The following is a 17,278-nucleotide window of genomic DNA, read 5'->3' as shown; positions in this document are numbered from 1 at the left end:
CGTTCCTCCTCTTGATGTATCCGTGGCCGATCGGCCACAGTCTTACGGTTTGCGTCTCGTCCCGACAGAGTCAAGAGCACTGCGCTTCAAGGTCTTTGGGCCTCATTGCCGCTGACCGTGCGAAGGGCGCGGCACCGGGCTAGGGCGAGTAGTTCAGGCTCGTCATCATGCCGGCTTCCTGGTGATAGGTGTTGTGGCAGTGCATCATCCAGACGCCCGGGTTGTCGGCGGCGAGCGCCACCGTCAGCTCCTGCATCGGCAGAACGATGACGGTGTCCTTGCGTGGGCCCGGAGTCCCGTCCGGCTTGATCACTTGAAAGGTGTGGCCGTGCAGGTGCATGGGATGCCACATCATGGTGGTATTGGCGAAGGTCAACGTCGCCTTCTGGCCTTGCCTCACAGTCAGTGGGACGGTGTCTTCGAACGGTCTGCCGTTGATCGTCCAGTCGTAGGACGCCATGGAACCGGAAAGCCGGGCCGACAGAGCGACATCGGCCCTGCTGACATCCAATACCGCCTCGGGCGCGGCGGTGAACACGCCGACGGTGCCGACCCGGCGCTGCAGTTCGGGTGGCATGAACGTCGGATCGGGTGCGGCACCGGCACCGGTCGACAGTATGGCTCGCGCGAGCGCGTTCTTCCCTTCGGCCGAAGCGACAAAGGAGAACACGCCGTCACCGGTGGTGATGAGCACGTCATAGCGCTCACCCATGCCGATCAGAAGCGCGTCCACCTCGGTCGGCACCACAGGGAAGCCGTCGGTGTGGGTGACGGTCATCCGATGCCCGGCCAACGCGACCCGAAAAGCGGTATCGGACGCGGCGTTGATGATCCGCATCCTTATCCGCTGCCCAGGGCGAGCGGTGAGAGTGGTCGGTGCCGCCGGAATACGACCGTTCGCCAGGTAGAAGGGGTAGCTGACGTCACCCGCGTCGCCCCCGAGAAGCGGGCTCGCGCCCACGCCGCCGACACCGGGAACCCCTGGCATTCCAGGTGTTCCGCTCATGCCGGGCATGCCGGGCATGCCGGGCATGCCTGGCATGCCACCCGAGTGGCCGCCGACTCCCGAGATGGGACGCAGCCCCTCGTAGAGCTGCTGCGGACTGGAGCCGATGCCGTCGGTCCAGTCATCGAGCACCACGATCCACTCGGCGTCGTAGCCTCCCGGTTCGGCCGGATCGTCGATGATGACCGGCGCGTAGAGTCCGTAGTCGGCGTCGAGGCCGGTGTGCGGATGCGCCCAGTAGGTACCGGGATGAGGCGCAGAAAACCGGTAAGTGAAGTTCGAGGACGGGTCGATGTTCGGGGTCGCCGGCGTTGCCCCATCCATATCGTTGCGCAGCGCGATGCCATGCCAGTGCAGCGAAGACGGGTGGTTCAGACCGTTGGTGACGCTAATCGCCAGTTCGTCGCCGACGTTGGCGCGGATCAACGGTCCGGGAACAATGTTGTTGTACGCCAGTGTGCGGGCGACGGGTCCGCCCAGATCGATGTCCGCCGGCCCAGGTGTCAACGCCGCAGTGACAGTGCGCCCGGTGTGGGGCCGCGCGGCTTCGGCGGCGCCGATCGGATCCGTAGCCGGGTTGACACTTGTGGGCTTTCCGCACGCAGCCATGGCGGCGGTACTGGCAGCGAGGGTGGCCGCGAGAAACGTGCGTCGTGTCAATATCGTCGTGCCGACGCTCTGACCGTTCATGGTCGTTGCGGGGGGTTCGTCGTCGCGACGCAATCGGCGGCGGTGAGGCCGGGCAACGGAGCGTCGCGCTGGATTTCAATGTCCTGGCGGCGCTGCGGTGTCTTCCCCCCGAGCAGTGCCGCCAGCGCGGCGATCACGGCTCCCCAGAACGCAACCAGCATCATCATTGCCAGCAGGCAGCCAGCCCACCCCCACAGAGCGCCGGCTTCGTTCCACCACGTCATCGGGGTCACCTCCTTCGCGTTCCACACTCGTGCGGTCGAGTAGCGAATCGACGATGGTTTTATGAAGATTCGCTCAAGACCTGGGTCGCGGGTTCCTGAATCCCTTCGGGGCGGCACGATGAGGACATGGACAAGCCTGCGGCCACCCCTTCTGCGGGTTATCGAGCGTTGGTGGTCGACGACGAGGTACCGCTGGCCGAAGTCGTGGCGAGCTACCTCCGACGCGAGCAGTTTGACGTCAGCCTCGCCCACAGCGGAGCGGACGCCTTGGCGCAGGCCCGTGAGATCGACCCGGACGTGGTCATCTTGGACCTCGCGTTGCCGGGCATCGACGGCGTGGAGGTATGCCGCCAACTTCGCACGTTCTCCGATGCCTACGTGGTGATGCTGACCGCACGCGATACCGAAATGGACACCATCGTGGGCCTGTCGGTCGGTGCCGACGACTATGTCACCAAACCTTTCAGTCCCCGCGAACTGGTCGCGCGGATCCGCGCCATGTTGCGCCGGCCTCGCACCGTCGCAACGCCGACCAGTGCTGCGACCGCGGCCGACGAACCCCCGCCGCGGGCCTTCGGGCCGTTGTCCATCGACGTTGCGGGCCGACAGGTATTCATCGACGACGAACCAGTTCTGCTCACCCGCACCGAGTTCGACATCTTGGCCGCGTTATCGTCGCGACCGGCCGTGGTCTTCAGCCGCCGCCAACTCCTCGAGGCCGTCTGGGGAGACTCCTGGGGCGGAAACAAACATCTAGTCGACGTCCACATCGGACATCTGCGCCGCAAATTGTCGGATGACCCCGCCGGTCCCCGCTACGTGATCACCGTCCGCGGAGTCGGATACCGAATGGGAAGCGGCCAATGAGGACAGACACGAGCATTCAACCCAGGTCGCGGCGCAGTCCTGGAGTCGGGGCGCGACTCCTGCTGGCGCAAGCCTTGGTGCTCCTCGCCGGCGGCGCAACCACCGGGGTCGTCGCCGTCATCGTCGGTCCACCGCTGTTCCGAGAACACCTGAACCGCGCCGGACTTCCTCACTCATCCAATGAACAGTTCCACGCCGAGGAGGCCTACCGGTACGCCACCGCAATCTCCATCGCGGTGGCGATCGGCGTAGCCGCATTGACCGCCCTGTTTGTGACCTGGTACTTCAGCCGTCGCCTGCAGCACTCCATCGCCGAGGTCGCATCGGCCGCCACTGCAGTCGCCGACGGCCGCTATGACATCCGTGTGTCGCCGCTGCGCTTGGGGGAGGATTTCGCGAACCTGTCCCGCGCGTTCAATCGGATGTCCGAACGGCTCGAATCGGTCGAGACCACCCGGCGCCAACTCTTCGGTGACCTCGCCCACGAGATTAGGACACCCGTCTCGGTACTCAAGGCCTACATCGAGGCCGTCGAGGACGGAGTGAAAACCCTTGACCCCGAGACGGTTGCCGTGCTCAACGATCAAGCCAGCCGGCTGGTGCGCTTCTCCGATGACTTCGCCGCGCTCGCTCAAGCCGAGGAAGGTCCCGGCGCGGTCACACCGCAGTGGATCGACCCCCAGGCCGCGATCGTCACCACCGTGTCTGCCGCAGCCGACCGATACGCCCAGAAGGATGTCGCGCTGACCTTCGATGCCGCGAACCCGCTGCCCGAGGTGTGGGTAGACCCTCTGCGCCTCGCACAGGTGATCGGGAACCTTCTCGACAACGCTCTGCGCCACACCCCCGCGCGAGGCCGCGTCGAGGTCGACGCGGCGGCAAAGCCCGGCGAAGTGATCATCACCGTGCGCGACAATGGTGATGGCATCGCTGCCGAGCACCTCCCGCACGTGTTCGAACGCTTCTACCGCGCCGATGTGGCCCGCGATCGAAGCCACGGCGGCGCGGGGATCGGGTTGGCCATCGCCAAAGCACTCACCGAAGCCCACAGCGGCCGCATCACTGCGGCCAGCCGCGGACCAGGCCTGGGCAGCACCTTCACCATCGAGCTACCCGCACGCACGGACCGCCATGACCACTAATCGAACTCGACAACGCTGTCATGAAACATGACTCGCGCGACACGCAGCCATGCCCTGACTTCTACAACGAGGCCAGGATCTTGTTCATGGTGTCGATCTCCTGCTGCTGGCTGGTGACGATCGAGCGTGCCAACGCGACCGTATCGGGGAACTGGCCGTCCTTGATCTCATTCTGCGCCATAGTAATTGCACCCTCGTGATGCTTGACCATCTGCGTCAGGTACAACTTGGAGGCTTCCACCCCCTGGGCGTTTTGCAATGCGGCCATGTCCTCCTCGGACATCATGCCCTCCATCCCCGGCATATCACCCATACCGGGCATGCCCGGCATTCCAGGCATCATCGATTGAGTCGGCGTACCGGATTCGCTGGGCGCGGCACTGGCGCTGGGCATCCCACTGTGACCGGGCATGCCGTCCATCCCGGGCATCATCGGCATCGTGGACATGCCCCACTGCGTGAGCCAGGCCTGCATCTGTTCGATCTCGGGCCCCTGAGCAGCTTTGATCTGCTTGGCCAGGTCCACCACTCGCGGGTCGATTCCCTGCTTACCCAGCAGCATGTCGCTCATCTCGATGGCCTGTTGGTGATGCGGGATCATGTGCTGGGTGAACATGGCATCAGCCTGATTGTGGGCTTCGGTGGCCGATGTCGACGAGGGCGCCGACACCGACGACGACGAATCTCCCTGCGTAGTGCTGGTATCACTACATGCACCAACGGTGACCAGCGCCGCCAAGGTGGCCGCACCGACGGCCAGCGTCTTCCTCTTCATCACAACAAGTCCCTTCCTGGGTCTCACGGTCGATGCGGCTGCAGCGCGCCCAGTTGACGCGCGGGTATCCCGACCTGTCTTCGAGCATTCGCGGCGCCGGTATGGCCCGACTAGTCGTTCTATGAAGATTCGATAAAGAACGGCAACCGCCCTTGGCGTCGGGAGGTCCGCGGCGCAGCCTTGGCTGTGTTCGCCCCACAGGACCATTGAGAGGACCGCATGACCATCGCACTGTCGACAGCGCTGCACACGTCGTTCGCCGACGCCGTTGCGCGCACCCGAGCCGCCCTGACAGAGCAGGGTTTTGGCGTCCTGACCGAGATCGATATGAAGGCGACTCTCAAGGCGAAGCTGGGCGAGGACGTGGAGGAGTACCTCATTCTGGGTGCCTGCAACCCACCATTGGCTCACCGGGCAGTGAATGTGGACCGTCAAATCGGCCTGCTGCTGCCCTGCAACGTCGTTGTCCGAGCCGACCGTGCAGACGACACCTCTGTCATCGTCGAGGCGATGAACCCGCAGATACTGGTGGAGGTGACCGGCGAGCCGGCTTTGCGTGACATCGCCGACGAAGTGACGCGAAAGATGCAGGCCGCCATCGACTCACTGCAGACCGCGGCCACACCCGCCTAGTCCCTCACACCCCTGACAGCACCGGACAGAACAGCGACGGCACGCGGAGCGTCACGACGTGGCGCCCGCCTCTGCTGACGCCGGTACGGGAAGCTTCAATCTCTTCAGCATCAACGCATTGACGGCCACGATGAAGCTGGAACCTGACATGGAGAGGGCAGCGATCTCGGGCCGCAGCACCAAGCCGAGCGAAGGTACGAACACCCCAGCCGCGATGGGCAATGCGATCACGTTGTAGCCGACCGCCCAACCAAGGTTCTGCCGCATCTTTCGTAGCGTGCCCCGGCCGATCCGCAGCGCGATCGCGACATCGAGCGGGTCTGATCGCATCAACACCAGATCTGCGGTTTCGATGGCGACGTCGGTGCCTGCACCGATAGCCACGCCGAGATCAGCTTGGGCCAGCGCCGGTGCGTCGTTGACGCCGTCACCGACCATGGCGACCTTCTTGCCCTGTCGTTGCAGCTCAGCGATCTTGGCTGCCTTGTCACCGGGCAGCACCTCGGCGATCACCGTGTCGATTCCCAGTTGCGCGGCGATGCGATCGGCGGTGGCCTGGTTGTCGCCACTGAGCATGACCACCTCGACACCGAGGTCGTGCAGCGCGGACACCGCTTCGGCAGACGTCTCGCGCACGGCGTCTGCCAAGGCGATGACACCGACTCCCCGGCCGTCGACGCTTACCAAGACCGCCGTGCGTCCGCTGGCGGCGAGTTCGTCGCGGCGTTGCATCAACACGCCGAACTCGACGTCCTCCTCGACCATCAGCTTGCGATTGCCGACGGCAACGCGGCGCCCATCTACCGTCGCGACAGCTCCGTGACCGGGCACGTTACGGAAACCAGTCAGTGACGCCGAAGCGATCCCGTGCGCGGCCGCGTAACGCACGATCGCCCCCGCCAGCGGATGCTCGGACTCAGTTTCGACCGCAGCCACCATGGCGAGTACTTGATCCTCTGGAATGCCGTCGACGACGACGTCGGTCACTTCAGGCTCGCCCTTGGTCAACGTGCCGGTCTTGTCCATGACGACGGTATCGATGCGCGCCGACGTCTCCAGCGCGGTCGCATTCTTGAACAACACTCCCCGCTTGGCGCCCAACCCGGTGCCCACCATGATCGCGGTCGGAGTCGCGAGTCCCAGCGCATCGGGACAGGTGATGACCACGACGGTGATGGCGAACAGCAACGCGGTCTGGACACCGGCGCCGACCGCCCACCACACTAGGAAGGTGGCAGTGCCGCCGATCAGCGCCACCAGAACCAGCCAGAACGCTGCCCGGTCGGCGAACCGCTGCCCTGGGGCTTTGGAGTTCTGCGCTTCCTGAACCATCGCGACGATCTGAGCCAAGACCGTGTCGGAGCCGACCTTCGTAGCCAGGACCCGCAACGTGCCGGTGGTGTTGATCGAGGCGCCAATCACCTTCGAGTCCGGCGCCTTTGACACCGGCAGGCTTTCCCCGGTGACCATCGACTCGTCGACGTCTGACGTTCCCTCGGCCACCGTGCCGTCGACGGGAATCTTGGCACCTGGGCGGATGAGCAGGAGGTCACCCACTGCCACCTCGGCGGTGGGAGTTTCCACCGGCTCACCGTCGCGCAGCACAACTGCCACCGGGGGCGCCAGCTCGAGCAGGGTGCGAATTGCATCGTTCGCGCCACCGCGAGCTCGCATCTCGAACCAGTGGCCCAACAGGACGAACGCCGTCAGCACCGAGGCGGCCTCATAGAACACCTCACCGCCGCCGGTCAGCGTCACCCCGAGGCTGTAGAGCCAGCCTGCGCCGACCGCCACGGCAACGAGCACCATCATGTCCAAGGTGCGGGCCCGTAGCGCTCGCCAGGCACCGTCGAAGAAGATCCACGCCGAGTAGAAGACGACCGGCAGGCTCAGCAACAGGGTGAACACGTCATCGCGGAGCCCGAACGGCGCAGGCACGGTGAACCCGAACATGTCGCGGCCCATCGGCGACCACAGCATGATCGGGATCGACAACGCGAGCGCTACTAGGAATCGGTTGCGCATATCGCGGACCATGTGATCCATCGACATGCCGGCGTGTCCGCCGCCGTGACCCATCGCTTCTTGCGGAGTTCGTGCCGGCGCGGCCTCATGCGCATGCACCTCCCCGGCTGTCGGCGACGGAGCCGACGTTGGCTGCTCGTCCAGGGTGGCCGATGGGTGGTGATGGGGCTCGGACGGATCGCAGACGTGGTCCGGCACCGACCGCCCCGCGCAGTGGAAGCCGCAGTCACGTATCCACCCGGCCAGGTCAGCGACCGAGGTCGTCGTCGGGTCGTAAACAACTGTCGCCGTTTGATTTACCGCATTGGCTTCGACCGACGTCACGCCCGGACGTCTAAGCAGAGTGGCCTCCACCACCGCCGTCGAACTTGCCCAGTTCAATCCGTGTACGTCGAGAATCGTCGACTTCGTCATAGCGTCTCTCGTTCAGTGTTACCGGAGCGGCTCCGATGTCCTGCGACCTGCGCTGTCCTCGCCATCCCCATCCCGCATCCGTCAGGCTAGTCATCTCAATCACTCACCCTTCCGGTGATCGATAAGCCTGCAGTGCTGGTTCGACAAAGATTCGATGAAGATTGCGCGCAACACGCAACGAAAATTTCCTGTGGCCGAGACGAAAGCCAGCATGACGGCCCACATGGCCGCGCGGGCTAGGAGACTCAGGTGCGCTCGGCGACGTTCAGATGTGCTGCCCGCCGTGCTTCACCACTACAGCGAAACTCGCCCCCAGCCGGAGGATGTCCCAAAGTAGCCAGCATCGCCGCCGGTGCCTGCGGTGTCGCCTCTCTGTCATGAGCCCCCACGCCATCGAGACTACGCGCGCTGCCAGCCGCCGCAGCGTCGGGAAAGTTCGTAAACAACGTGTTGCGACACCGCCCGCTACGGCCACGTACCGCCGCCCAGCCTGCCCCCAGCCGACACACCAGCCACGCCCCTCCAGGTGAGGGCCAGACTCACCACGGCGTGGGCTGGTCGCCAAGCAGCGCTGCCTGCACCGCGGCGGATCCCAGCCGTGCCGCACCGCGTCGCGTTATGGCACCGATCGTTCGCGCCGCACGCCGCGACTATCGAAGCGCCGCAACGCATAGCGGCCACCGGGGCGCATCCGCTCCTTCTGTCGCTCTGGCGGCCGACCTTATCTGGGATGACGCCAGCCTCGGCATGTCGCTTTCGGGGTTGTCAAGACGCCCGTCCCTCAGCCGCGAACAAGTCGCCACATGCCCCACCATGCGACGGGAGCAAGAGCGAGGACTGTCCACATTCCAGGGACGTAGGCAGTGATTCCGCTGGGGTTCAGCCAGGGAAAGACGGCGAAGTGAGCGAGTTCAGTCAGACCCATGGAGGCGAAGAATGTCCAGGCCAGGTAACGACCTAGGGGGTGGTTGCGGCGCATCAGGATGGGTGTCAGCAGCCAAGCGCCAACCGACACCGCGACGAGCAGCAGGACTGGCAGGGATGTCGCGGAGGGTTTGGAGGTTCCGGTAACCGTCGCCAGAAACGCGAAGAACTCCATCTGCTTTTCTTCGACGCGGTGAAGTAGGAAGAGGCTCAACGCAATCCAGAATGGCATTCGGACATCTGCCCAGAGCCCGCCGGCGGGGAAGAACAGCCACAGCAGGAGGCCGCCGGCAAATCCGGCGGTGAAGATCGTCATTGTCAGTAGGTCGAAGGCCCACCATCCCAGGCCCAGCGTCACAGCGGTGATCCCCGTTGCGGCCGCGACAGCCCAGCGGGGTCGTTCCGGCAGGCGTTTGGTAAGCGGCGCCGTCGGTTTCATCTGTTGGTGAGGGCGGCGAGGTCGTCGGGAATGGGCATGGGTGTCATGAGGCCGGCCGTCACGCGGCCGGTGTTGCCGACGGGATAGCGGCCGGTCAGTGAGCCAGGGGCGGCGACCATCAGGCGTAGGACCTGGCCGATGGCTTCGCGGCGGTCGTGCTGGCCTAGCGCCAACCTCAGCATCGCGGCGTGGCTGCAGGTGTGTAGCCACGGATCCGGTTGCGAGACAATGTGTGCGCGCTCCAGATGTCGCCACCTGGCCGCGGGGCTGGTCGCATATTTCGCAGCGGTCATCTCACCTCGATAGACCCGCCGGGCACGCTCGCCAATTCGTGGCATCGAGTCGACTCCTGTCGTGCGGAAAGTGGTGGGCTATCGGTGGTTGGCCCTTATGGATGCGGTCGGGTCGTCGGCCAGTGGAGGTCCGGCGGGAGCGCAGCAGTCACATCCGTGGTCGTTTGGTGCAACATCTGCCGCGACCAATGGGGAGTTGAGTTTGGTGGCTGAGGGCGGCGTCGACCGTTGGGGACCACAGCAGGGGTCGTCGAGGGTGGGTGCCGGGCCGATGTCGATGGCATGAGTCGTTGATCGTGGCGACGACGTTGTCACGCCAGGGAGGGCGGCGATGCGCGCGGCGCGGATGGCGTTGAGGATGACCAGTACTTCGGCGGTTTCGTGGATCAGGACCACGGTGGCCAAGCCCAGGACACCGAATGCGGCTAGCGGTATCAGGACGGCGATGATGGCCAGCGAGAATGCGATGTTCTGCACCATGATTCCCCGGGCACGCCGCGAGTGGGCCAGTACCTGGGGTAGGTGGCGAAGGTCTTCACCCATCAGGGCGACGTCGGCGGTTTCGATGGCGACGTCGGTGCCCATGGCGCCCATGGCGATGCCGATGTCGGCGGTGGCCAGCGCGGGGGCGTCGTTGATGCCGTCGCCGACCATGGCGATGGGGCGGCCTTGTGCAATGGTTCGCAGTAGAGCTGCTTTGTCCTCGGGAAGCAGCTCGGAGTGCACGTTCGTGATGCCGGCCTCGGCGGCCACTGCTTCGGCGGTGCGGGCGTTGTCACCGGTGAGCATCGCCACCGTGAGGCCCAGGCGTGTAAGCAGCCGCACGGTGTCGGCGGCTTCGGGGCGAAGTTCATCGCGCACCGCGATGGCGGCGACCGGCTGTTCGTCTCGGGCCAGCACCACCACGGTCGCGCCGGCTGCCTGCAACCGCTCGATGTCGTCGGCGAGTGGTCCAGGCGTTACCCAGGAGGGCTTACCGAGGCGCAGCCGGTAGCCGTCGAGCTCACCATGCAGACCATGGCCGGGCACTGCGGTCACGTCGCTGGCGATCGGCGGATCACCGGCGGCAGTCAGAATCGCTTGTGCGAGTGGGTGTTCACTGCGTGTCTCCAACGCAGCTGCCCACCTCAAGGCATCATCGTCGCTGAAGTCGTCGGTGGTGATGACGTCGATGACGCGGGGCTGGTTGCGCGTGAGGGTGCCGGTCTTGTCCAGGGCGACGACCTTGATGCGGCCGAGTTCTTCGACTGCGGCGCCGCCCTTGATCAGGGCGCCATGGCGGCTGGCGGCCCCGATGGCCGCGACCACGGTCAGCGGGACGGCGATCGCCAGCGCGCACGGTGAGGCAGCCACCAGCACCACCAGCGCCCGCTCCAGCCACAGCATCGGGTCACCGAACACCGCGCCAACCGCGGCGATGGCCGCGGCCAACGCCATGATCGCCGGCACCAGCGGACGGGCGATCCTGTCGGCCAGTCGTTGACCGGCGCCTTTACGTTCTTGGGCTTCTTCGACGATGTGCACGATGCGCGCTAATGAGCTGTCGGCGGCCAGGGCGGTGACTTCCACCTCGATCGCTCCACCGCCGTTGATGGCACCGGCGAACACGTCGCTGCCGGGGCCGGCTTCGACGGGCAGCGACTCGCCCGTGATCGCCGACAGATCCAGGCTCGTCTGACCGGACCGAATGGTGCCATCAGTGGCGGCCCGTTCACCAGGCCGGATCACCATGACGTCACCGACGACGAGTTCGCCGGGGGCCACGGTTGTTTCGGTGCCGTGCCGTAGCACCGAGGCTTTCGGCGGCACAAGAGACAACAGGGAGCGAAGCCCGCGGCGGGTGCGGCTGACGGCGTAGTGCTCCAGCCCTTCGGCGATTGAGAACAGGATGCCGAGCAGTGCTGCCTCGGCGAATTGGCCCAGAGCGACTGCGCCGATCGCGGCGATCGTCATCAACGTGCCAACCCCGATGCGACCGTGTCGCAGGTTACGGGCCGCATCCGGCACGAACGTGATGGCGCCGGCGGCTACAGCCGCCAGCTCGACGGCTTCTACGACACCCTCATAGCCGCCGAACCGCCCCACGATCCAGCCCACGCTCAACAGGACCGCCGCGAGCACCGCGAACTGCAACTCTCTTACTTGCCAAAGCTTCTCGGGACCTGCGTCGAGTTCGGCGTCGTCGCGCGGCCCGCAGCACGCATCAGACACAATCGGATTCCTTCCCCGTAAGCGCGACCGCACTGGCGAGCACCGAGTCGGTCAGCTGGCGGCCACGCTCGGTCAGCTGGTACATCACCAACTTGCCCTGACGCCGCGAGGACACCAGCGACGCGTTCTTGAGTTGGCGCAGGTGGTGTGAGACCAAGCCCTGCGGCAGTCCGACCACCCAGGCCATGTCGCAAACGCACAGCTCGTCACCGGCGGCGAGTGCGGCCGCAATGGACAACCGGGTCGCATCGCTCAGGCCGCGCGCCGCCGCGGCGGCGGCTTGAATGGTGGCGGGGTCTGGAACCGTGGCCCGGATGGACTCCGCGCGCGGCAGGTCCAAACAGAGGAGATCGCAAGTGTCCACCGGCTCCGTCATATCCACATACTAAAGTACGTTGATATGTCCGTGGAAGGGCTTGCGCAATCCTGATCAACACGGGGCCGAGTCGGAGAATCTGCAGTGCCACCGCACGTCGCCGGGGCGCTGCCAGCGAGGCAGCCTTCTTCTTGTCGCCGCACGCGATGAGCCGGTCAGCAGCGATTCTTCGAGGCCGGGTCGGGGGTCGACGTCTGAGTGGCGCCGTTCGGCGTCGTGGTGGCCTCCGACGCACACCCGCCGCGTCCAGTGAATGGGTAGATCATTTGGCGCAGATAGCTGTTGGGGTAATCAGGCTTGGCAGCCATACCCAGCTGGGTGGAATCGAATCGTCGGGCGGGGTCATAGGAGAAGGTCCGCATGAGGTGATCCCACACCAGGGTGAACAGCCCGAAGTTGACGTCACCGATGCCGGCCCATTTGAGGTGGTGGAATCGGTGGCCTTCGTTGAGGGCCAGGACGTACTTGGCGGGGCCGATGCGGTACTCGGCGTTGGAGTGTTGCAGCAGCAGTTGAATCGCGACGGCCAGGGCGAGGGCTGATGCGACATCGACGGGCAGCCCGATCAGGATCAGGGGAACGACGCCGGCGGTCATCTCCACGGTTTGGTGCAGCGGGTGTTTCATCAGGCCGTTGAGGCCGTAGAAGCGGGTGACGCTGTGGTGCACCGCGTGGAAGCGCCACAGCACGCCGACCTTGTGGCTGGCCAGATGTACCACGGTAATGCCAAAGTCGGCGACCAGGATCGCGGTAAGAACCTGCGCGACGAATGGCCAACTGTGTGGCCACAACCGGGGCGCGGGGACGATGGCCGCGAGCAGCGGGATCGCGGCGACGCTGGCCAGAATGAGGGTCTCGTTGACCGCCACGTGGATGCGGTCCCGTGTGCCATCGGCTCGATCGTGGTTCCACTCCGGGTCATACGGAATGATCCGCTCCACCAGGAACCCCGTGGCGATCGCAACCGCCAGAATCGCGACCAGCCAAAATTTTGGGGCGCCCGCGGCGGCCACGGCGATGCCCGCGCCGTTGAGGCCGATCAGCATGAACGGCACGTAGCCGTAGCGGGCCACTGCCTGGAGCGCGGTGGTGGACGTCGAAGCCGTAGGGGAAGTTGTACTCATGCCTTGATCGTCGCGGTAGCCGCCGGGCCAGGGCTTGAATGATTCGGCTAGCTGCTGGGGTCGAGGTCCCAGGACACGTGCCGACTCAGCACCGAGGGCGGCAGACCGAACATCTCGCGGGTGGTGCGAGTGAGGTGGGCACTGTCAGCGAAGCCTGCACCGTGCGCGGCGCCAGTCAGGTCGTCCCCGCCTTGGACCAGGGTGATCGCAACCCTCAGCCGTGACCACAACACGTAGCGCCACAGCGGGATTCCGACCTGCGCGGTGAACAGGTGAGTGAAGCGGCTCGCCGAAAGGCCCACCCGTGCCGCGAGTTCGGCCCCCCTCACGGGGCCGGCTGCTACAAGAGCTGGCAGCAACCGCAATGCATGATCGACCGAGGAGTGTCGCGCCGGCACATCGTGTTCGAACGTGACGGGTGATAGGTCTGCCACCAGTTCGGCGACCACTGTGGCAAGCGGTCGGCGCGCAGTAGAGGCGAGCGCCGAGCTGATGGCCCATCCGGAGTCGATCGCGCGTAGGTGCGCAGCTCGTCCCGGCGCTGATTCGGGCTCCAGGAACACCACCGTGCCGTCCTGGGCGCCGGCCCGGATTCGATGGGCCGCGTCGGCAGGCACTACCACTTTCGTGCCCGTGTGTGACGCCCCCTGCTCATCGGTGACCGTCAATGGCGTAGCCGCCGTGATGATTTGCACGGCGTGGTGAGCGTGGGTATCGGTGGCGCCGATGGATCCGGCGAACGCCAGCACTCCGGGCCGGAGGAGCGCCGCACCGCCCCATCGCGGTTGGGCGTCGTCGTCTGCGGACCTACCCGGGTGCGGGTGGCTCATCGTTCGAGGTTTCCTTGCGTCGGTGTCGTCATGATCGCCGGACGCGACTCCTGAGAAACGGGCTTCGATGGCGTGTCGCTCCACATGGAACGGGTCACCGTTGTGTGCCGTCGCTCACGACGACAACCGCGCAGCGATGTGGCTTTCACGGGCACAGGCGCCATCAAGCCGACGGTCCCCCGGCCGGTGATCATCCGATGCGCGGAACGAAGCGTCCTACGCGGCTGACGTAATCGCGGTAGCGCTCGCTGTGCGTGCGATGCAGATACGGTTCCTCCACGAAGCGGACCTGCAACTCGATCGACGTCAGCAACAGGACGAAGCCAATGAGCGCCAATGGATTTGGTGCCATCAGCGCTACGCCGGCGCCGAATACCAGCATGGCGGTGAAGATGGGGTTGCGCACCCACCCAAACATCCCACCCTCGACGAGTCGGGTGGTTTCGCCGGCGTCGACGCCGATGCGCCACGAGTCACCCATCGACTCTTGCGCCCACAATGTCGCGGCGATACCCACCACCGCCGCCACCGTCCCGAGCGCCGCAAATAAGGGGGCGTCGAGCGTGACGACAGGCGACAGCAGACCGGCTACCTGGAGCATCGGCGCGAGCGCACCCGCCACAATTGCCACCACGAAGCCGGCACCGGCAAGCCACTCTAACGACCCCGGCCGTCCATGGAAGCCACGCATACCCGTGGACCCAGTGCGGCGCCACTGCCGATAGCTACGCCACCCGAACCCCAAAACGATAAACATTCCGTAGAACACCAGTGCCGCCGTTGCCATCCTGGCCCCTCCATTCATTTCGTAACCGTTGTGTGACAAACAGTGACTACTGCGCGACCGAAGACTCGCTTGCAGATCCGGCCCGTGTGTCGAATCGGTCGGCGCAATCCGTCGAGCAGAGACGGTAGGCTCGGCCGTCACGGCTTCGGGTGACAGTGGCGGACGCGGCGGTGACATGTAGCCGGCACACCGGGTCGAAGTGCTGCTGGTGTTCCCCGCCGATGTCCACTGCGAACAGTTCCATCGGGTTGGCCATGTTTCTGACGCTCACCAGCCCGAGTGCTGCGAGGGGAAGGCCGAGATCGGCGGCGGCCGTGGCGACGTCGCGACCGATAACGATCAGCCCAGGTGCGGCGAGTGCGGCCAACCTCGCCGCGGCGTTCACAGTCGTCCCGTAGACGTCGCCGCGCCGTCTCACCACCGTTCCCGCGCTGACCCCTGCACAAAGCATCGGAAAGCCCATGGCAAGCCCCGCTGCAACGCCCAATCGGTGCAGGAAGGCCAGCGCGGCAGGCGCGTCCGCACTGGCGACCATGACGGCATCACCCATCGTCTTGATCAGCTCGTCGCCGGGCCCCAGCGCTACATTGACCATGACTGCGAAGTGGGCGGCGACGTGATCGCCGTGGATCTCGATGAGTGCCGTGTCGCCAGACATGTCGGCGAACAAGATGGCCCCACTGGTGTCGGCATGGTCGAAAGTCGTTTCAGCACTTGCATTGGCCATCATCGTCCTGAGCTGTGTCACCGTCCGCGAACCCGGTAGGCCGGGCCGTGCGGTTCGGCGCAGTGACCGTCGTCAGTGTCGCCGCTTTCGTCATGAGTTCACAATACATAGTTATATGCGCATGTGTCTATGCGTAGGTAATGCGGCGCGGTGGAGGCGAACCATGAAGGCCGGGGATGCCAACCGCTAAGCAACCGCAGTTCTCGACACCGAGCCGACATGGCTCCCGGCCCAACGCCGCTGACACCTGTTGCTGCGCAGTCCATTCGGCGCTCTTCCCTTCAACCCCGGCAACCTTCCCGCACGCATTCTTCCCCGGCCGTAGAAACGGTCTTCGTCCAGCGGTCGCCCCGCCGAAGCGAACCGCGCGGCAAATTCCACCTCTGTAATTATGTGACTGCTGTTACTGACGGGGCTAATGTGAGTTATCTTTCCTACGTAGTAGGTACGTATTTGTGCCGCGCTCACGTTCGCGATTCAGCCCGCTATTGGCGCGTGGGAGTAGCTCGCCGCGCGGCGCACCGAGGAGAAGACATGGAATCACACGCCCGGGGCAAGGGTGAAGCACCTGCCGGCGCTGACCGTTCCGACCCGGCGATCCGCATTGCGAGACTCGCTCGACGGCTCCCCGCAGTTATCGCGACCGTTATCTTGCTTTTGCTCGCATGTGCACCGGTCGCGTCGGCCCAACCTGCTGCCGGTCCCTGGGACCCCCTCCTTCCAAAGCTGCCGAGCGCAGGCGCTCCCGGTGATCCGGTCGCCATCGCGAACGCATCGCTTCAGGCCACGGCTTTGGCGACGCAGACGGCGATGAATATGGGTCGCAACTTCCTCAGCAGCCTGGGAATCGTCAGTCCTGCCGCAGATCCGTCGACGAGCGTGCGCGGAAATCGCGTTAATGGTCCCCAAGCGATCGAGTACGTCATCCGCCGAGCGGGAACACAAATCGGTGTCCCCTACTCCTGGGGTGGGGGAAGCCTCACAGGCCCAACCCGCGGCGTCGACCAGGGAGCGGACACCGTCGGCTTTGACTGTTCAGGCCTTACGCGGTTCGCCTTCGCCGGCGTCGGAGTGCTGCTGCCGCGATGGTCCGGCGACCAGTACGACGCCGGCCGAAAGGTTCCTCCCTCTCAGGCTAAACGCGGCGACCTGTTGTTCTGGGGGCCCGGCGGAAGTCAACACGAAGCGATCTACTTGGGCGGAGGACAGATGATCGAGGCGCAACGAACTGGCGTTCCCATCAAAGTCTCACCAGTGCGCCACGCTGGGATGACACCGTACGTCGTACGGATTATCGAGAGCTGACCGAGATCGCCCAATCAGCAAGCGCGCCAAGCCGTTCACCTTCGCGCGTGACCGCATCACCCGACGAGACGGTAGCCAACGCGGACGGTGCGGAGGTAGCGCAGACGGGTCGAGTCACCATCGAGCTCGCGACGAAGATTGCGACATGCACGCCGAATGCAGGCCGAGGTCCGGAATGCCAAGTCCCCCATGACGCTTCTGAAGTCGCCGGCACGTCGCTGGTTCTCCCAGACTGTCGGGTAGTGCCCGCTCAATTACGAACTCCGTCCGCGTGAGCTGTAACGAATTTCCTCGCTGGTACACCTGTCGGGCCGACAGCATCGACCACTAGGTCGTCGATTTGCCGCCGCCGCGTACCGTCGGCCGGACCGTCCCTCGTCTCGGACATCACCTAGGAGCGTGGGTCAGTAACGCTTCGAGGGGGTCGGGGCGTCGAATGTGCACATAGATCGCGTTCGAGGTGATTTGCGTGATCTGTGTGCACGC

At 65.2% G+C, this 17,278-nt stretch carries 16 protein-coding genes; 4 read left to right on the top strand and 12 right to left on the bottom strand.

Going from position 1 to position 17,278, the window contains the following annotated elements:
- Positions 1–139: 139 nt before the first annotated feature.
- Entirely contained in the window at positions 140–1,696 is a 1,557-nt protein-coding gene (locus H7I57_RS32040; protein WP_011767897.1) for a multicopper oxidase family protein, read from the bottom strand.
- Positions 1,693–1,920: a hypothetical protein gene (locus H7I57_RS32035; RefSeq protein ID WP_041322078.1), complete on the bottom strand. Its 228-nt coding sequence runs from the start codon at positions 1,918–1,920 to the stop codon at positions 1,693–1,695. The genes H7I57_RS32040 and H7I57_RS32035 overlap by 4 nt, the downstream gene beginning before the upstream one ends.
- 126 nt (positions 1,921–2,046) lie before the next feature.
- Between H7I57_RS32035 and H7I57_RS32030 the strand changes: the two genes are divergently transcribed.
- Together H7I57_RS32030 and H7I57_RS32025 are read left to right on the top strand one after the other, a co-directional pair.
- Entirely contained in the window at positions 2,047–2,787 is a 741-nt protein-coding gene (locus H7I57_RS32030; protein WP_011767895.1) for a response regulator, read from the top strand.
- Positions 2,784–3,929, top strand: coding sequence for a sensor histidine kinase (locus tag H7I57_RS32025; RefSeq protein WP_011767894.1), 1,146 nt, complete (start codon positions 2,784–2,786; stop codon positions 3,927–3,929). The genes H7I57_RS32030 and H7I57_RS32025 overlap by 4 nt, the downstream gene beginning before the upstream one ends.
- Positions 3,930–3,990: 61 nt before the next feature.
- Here the strand turns inward: H7I57_RS32025 and H7I57_RS32020 are convergent, their stop codons facing one another.
- Complete coding sequence (locus H7I57_RS32020) at positions 3,991–4,704, bottom strand: DUF305 domain-containing protein (protein WP_011767893.1); 714 nt, start codon at positions 4,702–4,704, stop codon at positions 3,991–3,993.
- Between the two features lie 219 nt (positions 4,705–4,923).
- On the opposite strand from H7I57_RS32020, the gene H7I57_RS32015 reads away from it, so the two are divergent.
- Positions 4,924–5,337, top strand: coding sequence for a DUF302 domain-containing protein (locus H7I57_RS32015; RefSeq protein ID WP_011767892.1), 414 nt, complete (start codon positions 4,924–4,926; stop codon positions 5,335–5,337).
- Between the two features lie 51 nt (positions 5,338–5,388).
- Here H7I57_RS32015 and H7I57_RS32010 read toward each other — a convergent pair whose 3' ends face one another.
- From H7I57_RS32010 to H7I57_RS31970, 9 genes are all read right to left on the bottom strand, one after another.
- Positions 5,389–7,776, bottom strand: coding sequence for a heavy metal translocating P-type ATPase (locus tag H7I57_RS32010; RefSeq protein ID WP_011767891.1), 2,388 nt, complete (start codon positions 7,774–7,776; stop codon positions 5,389–5,391).
- A 781-nt stretch (positions 7,777–8,557) separates the two neighbouring features.
- On the bottom strand, positions 8,558–9,058 hold the full coding sequence (locus tag H7I57_RS32005; protein WP_011767890.1) for a hypothetical protein: 501 nt from the start codon (positions 9,056–9,058) through the stop codon (positions 8,558–8,560).
- 77 nt (positions 9,059–9,135) lie between these two features.
- Positions 9,136–9,477: a DUF3703 domain-containing protein gene (locus H7I57_RS32000; protein WP_011767889.1), complete on the bottom strand. Its 342-nt coding sequence runs from the start codon at positions 9,475–9,477 to the stop codon at positions 9,136–9,138.
- Between the two features lie 33 nt (positions 9,478–9,510).
- Positions 9,511–11,643, bottom strand: coding sequence for a heavy metal translocating P-type ATPase (locus tag H7I57_RS31995; RefSeq protein ID WP_011767888.1), 2,133 nt, complete (start codon positions 11,641–11,643; stop codon positions 9,511–9,513).
- Positions 11,636–12,019 carry an ArsR/SmtB family transcription factor gene (locus tag H7I57_RS31990; protein WP_011767887.1) on the bottom strand — a complete coding sequence of 128 codons (384 nt, stop codon included), beginning with the start codon at positions 12,017–12,019 and terminating at the stop codon, positions 11,636–11,638. The genes H7I57_RS31995 and H7I57_RS31990 overlap by 8 nt, the downstream gene beginning before the upstream one ends.
- A 155-nt stretch (positions 12,020–12,174) precedes the next feature.
- On the bottom strand, positions 12,175–13,143 hold the full coding sequence (locus H7I57_RS31985) for a sterol desaturase family protein (RefSeq protein WP_011767886.1): 969 nt from the start codon (positions 13,141–13,143) through the stop codon (positions 12,175–12,177).
- 47 nt (positions 13,144–13,190) lie between these two features.
- Positions 13,191–13,973, bottom strand: coding sequence for a helix-turn-helix domain-containing protein (locus H7I57_RS31980; protein ID WP_011767885.1), 783 nt, complete (start codon positions 13,971–13,973; stop codon positions 13,191–13,193).
- Between the two features lie 190 nt (positions 13,974–14,163).
- Entirely contained in the window at positions 14,164–14,760 is a 597-nt protein-coding gene (locus tag H7I57_RS31975) for a methyltransferase family protein (protein WP_011767884.1), read from the bottom strand.
- Between the two features lie 46 nt (positions 14,761–14,806).
- Positions 14,807–15,508 (bottom strand): adenylate cyclase, encoded by a 702-nt coding sequence (locus H7I57_RS31970; protein WP_233211213.1) that lies wholly within the window; start codon positions 15,506–15,508, stop codon positions 14,807–14,809.
- Positions 15,509–16,021: 513 nt separating this feature from the next.
- Here H7I57_RS31970 and ripB point away from each other — a divergent pair.
- Positions 16,022–16,792 carry an NlpC/P60 family peptidoglycan endopeptidase RipB gene (ripB, locus tag H7I57_RS31965; protein ID WP_011767882.1) on the top strand — a complete coding sequence of 257 codons (771 nt, stop codon included), beginning with the start codon at positions 16,022–16,024 and terminating at the stop codon, positions 16,790–16,792.
- The last annotated feature ends 486 nt before the right edge of the window (positions 16,793–17,278 follow it).

The organism is Mycolicibacterium pyrenivorans, assembly GCF_025821625.1.
Classification (GTDB): domain Bacteria; phylum Actinomycetota; class Actinomycetes; order Mycobacteriales; family Mycobacteriaceae; genus Mycobacterium; species Mycobacterium pyrenivorans.
Note: the sequence above shows the minus strand (reverse complement) of the source record. Positions and strands in the feature narration are given on the sequence as shown.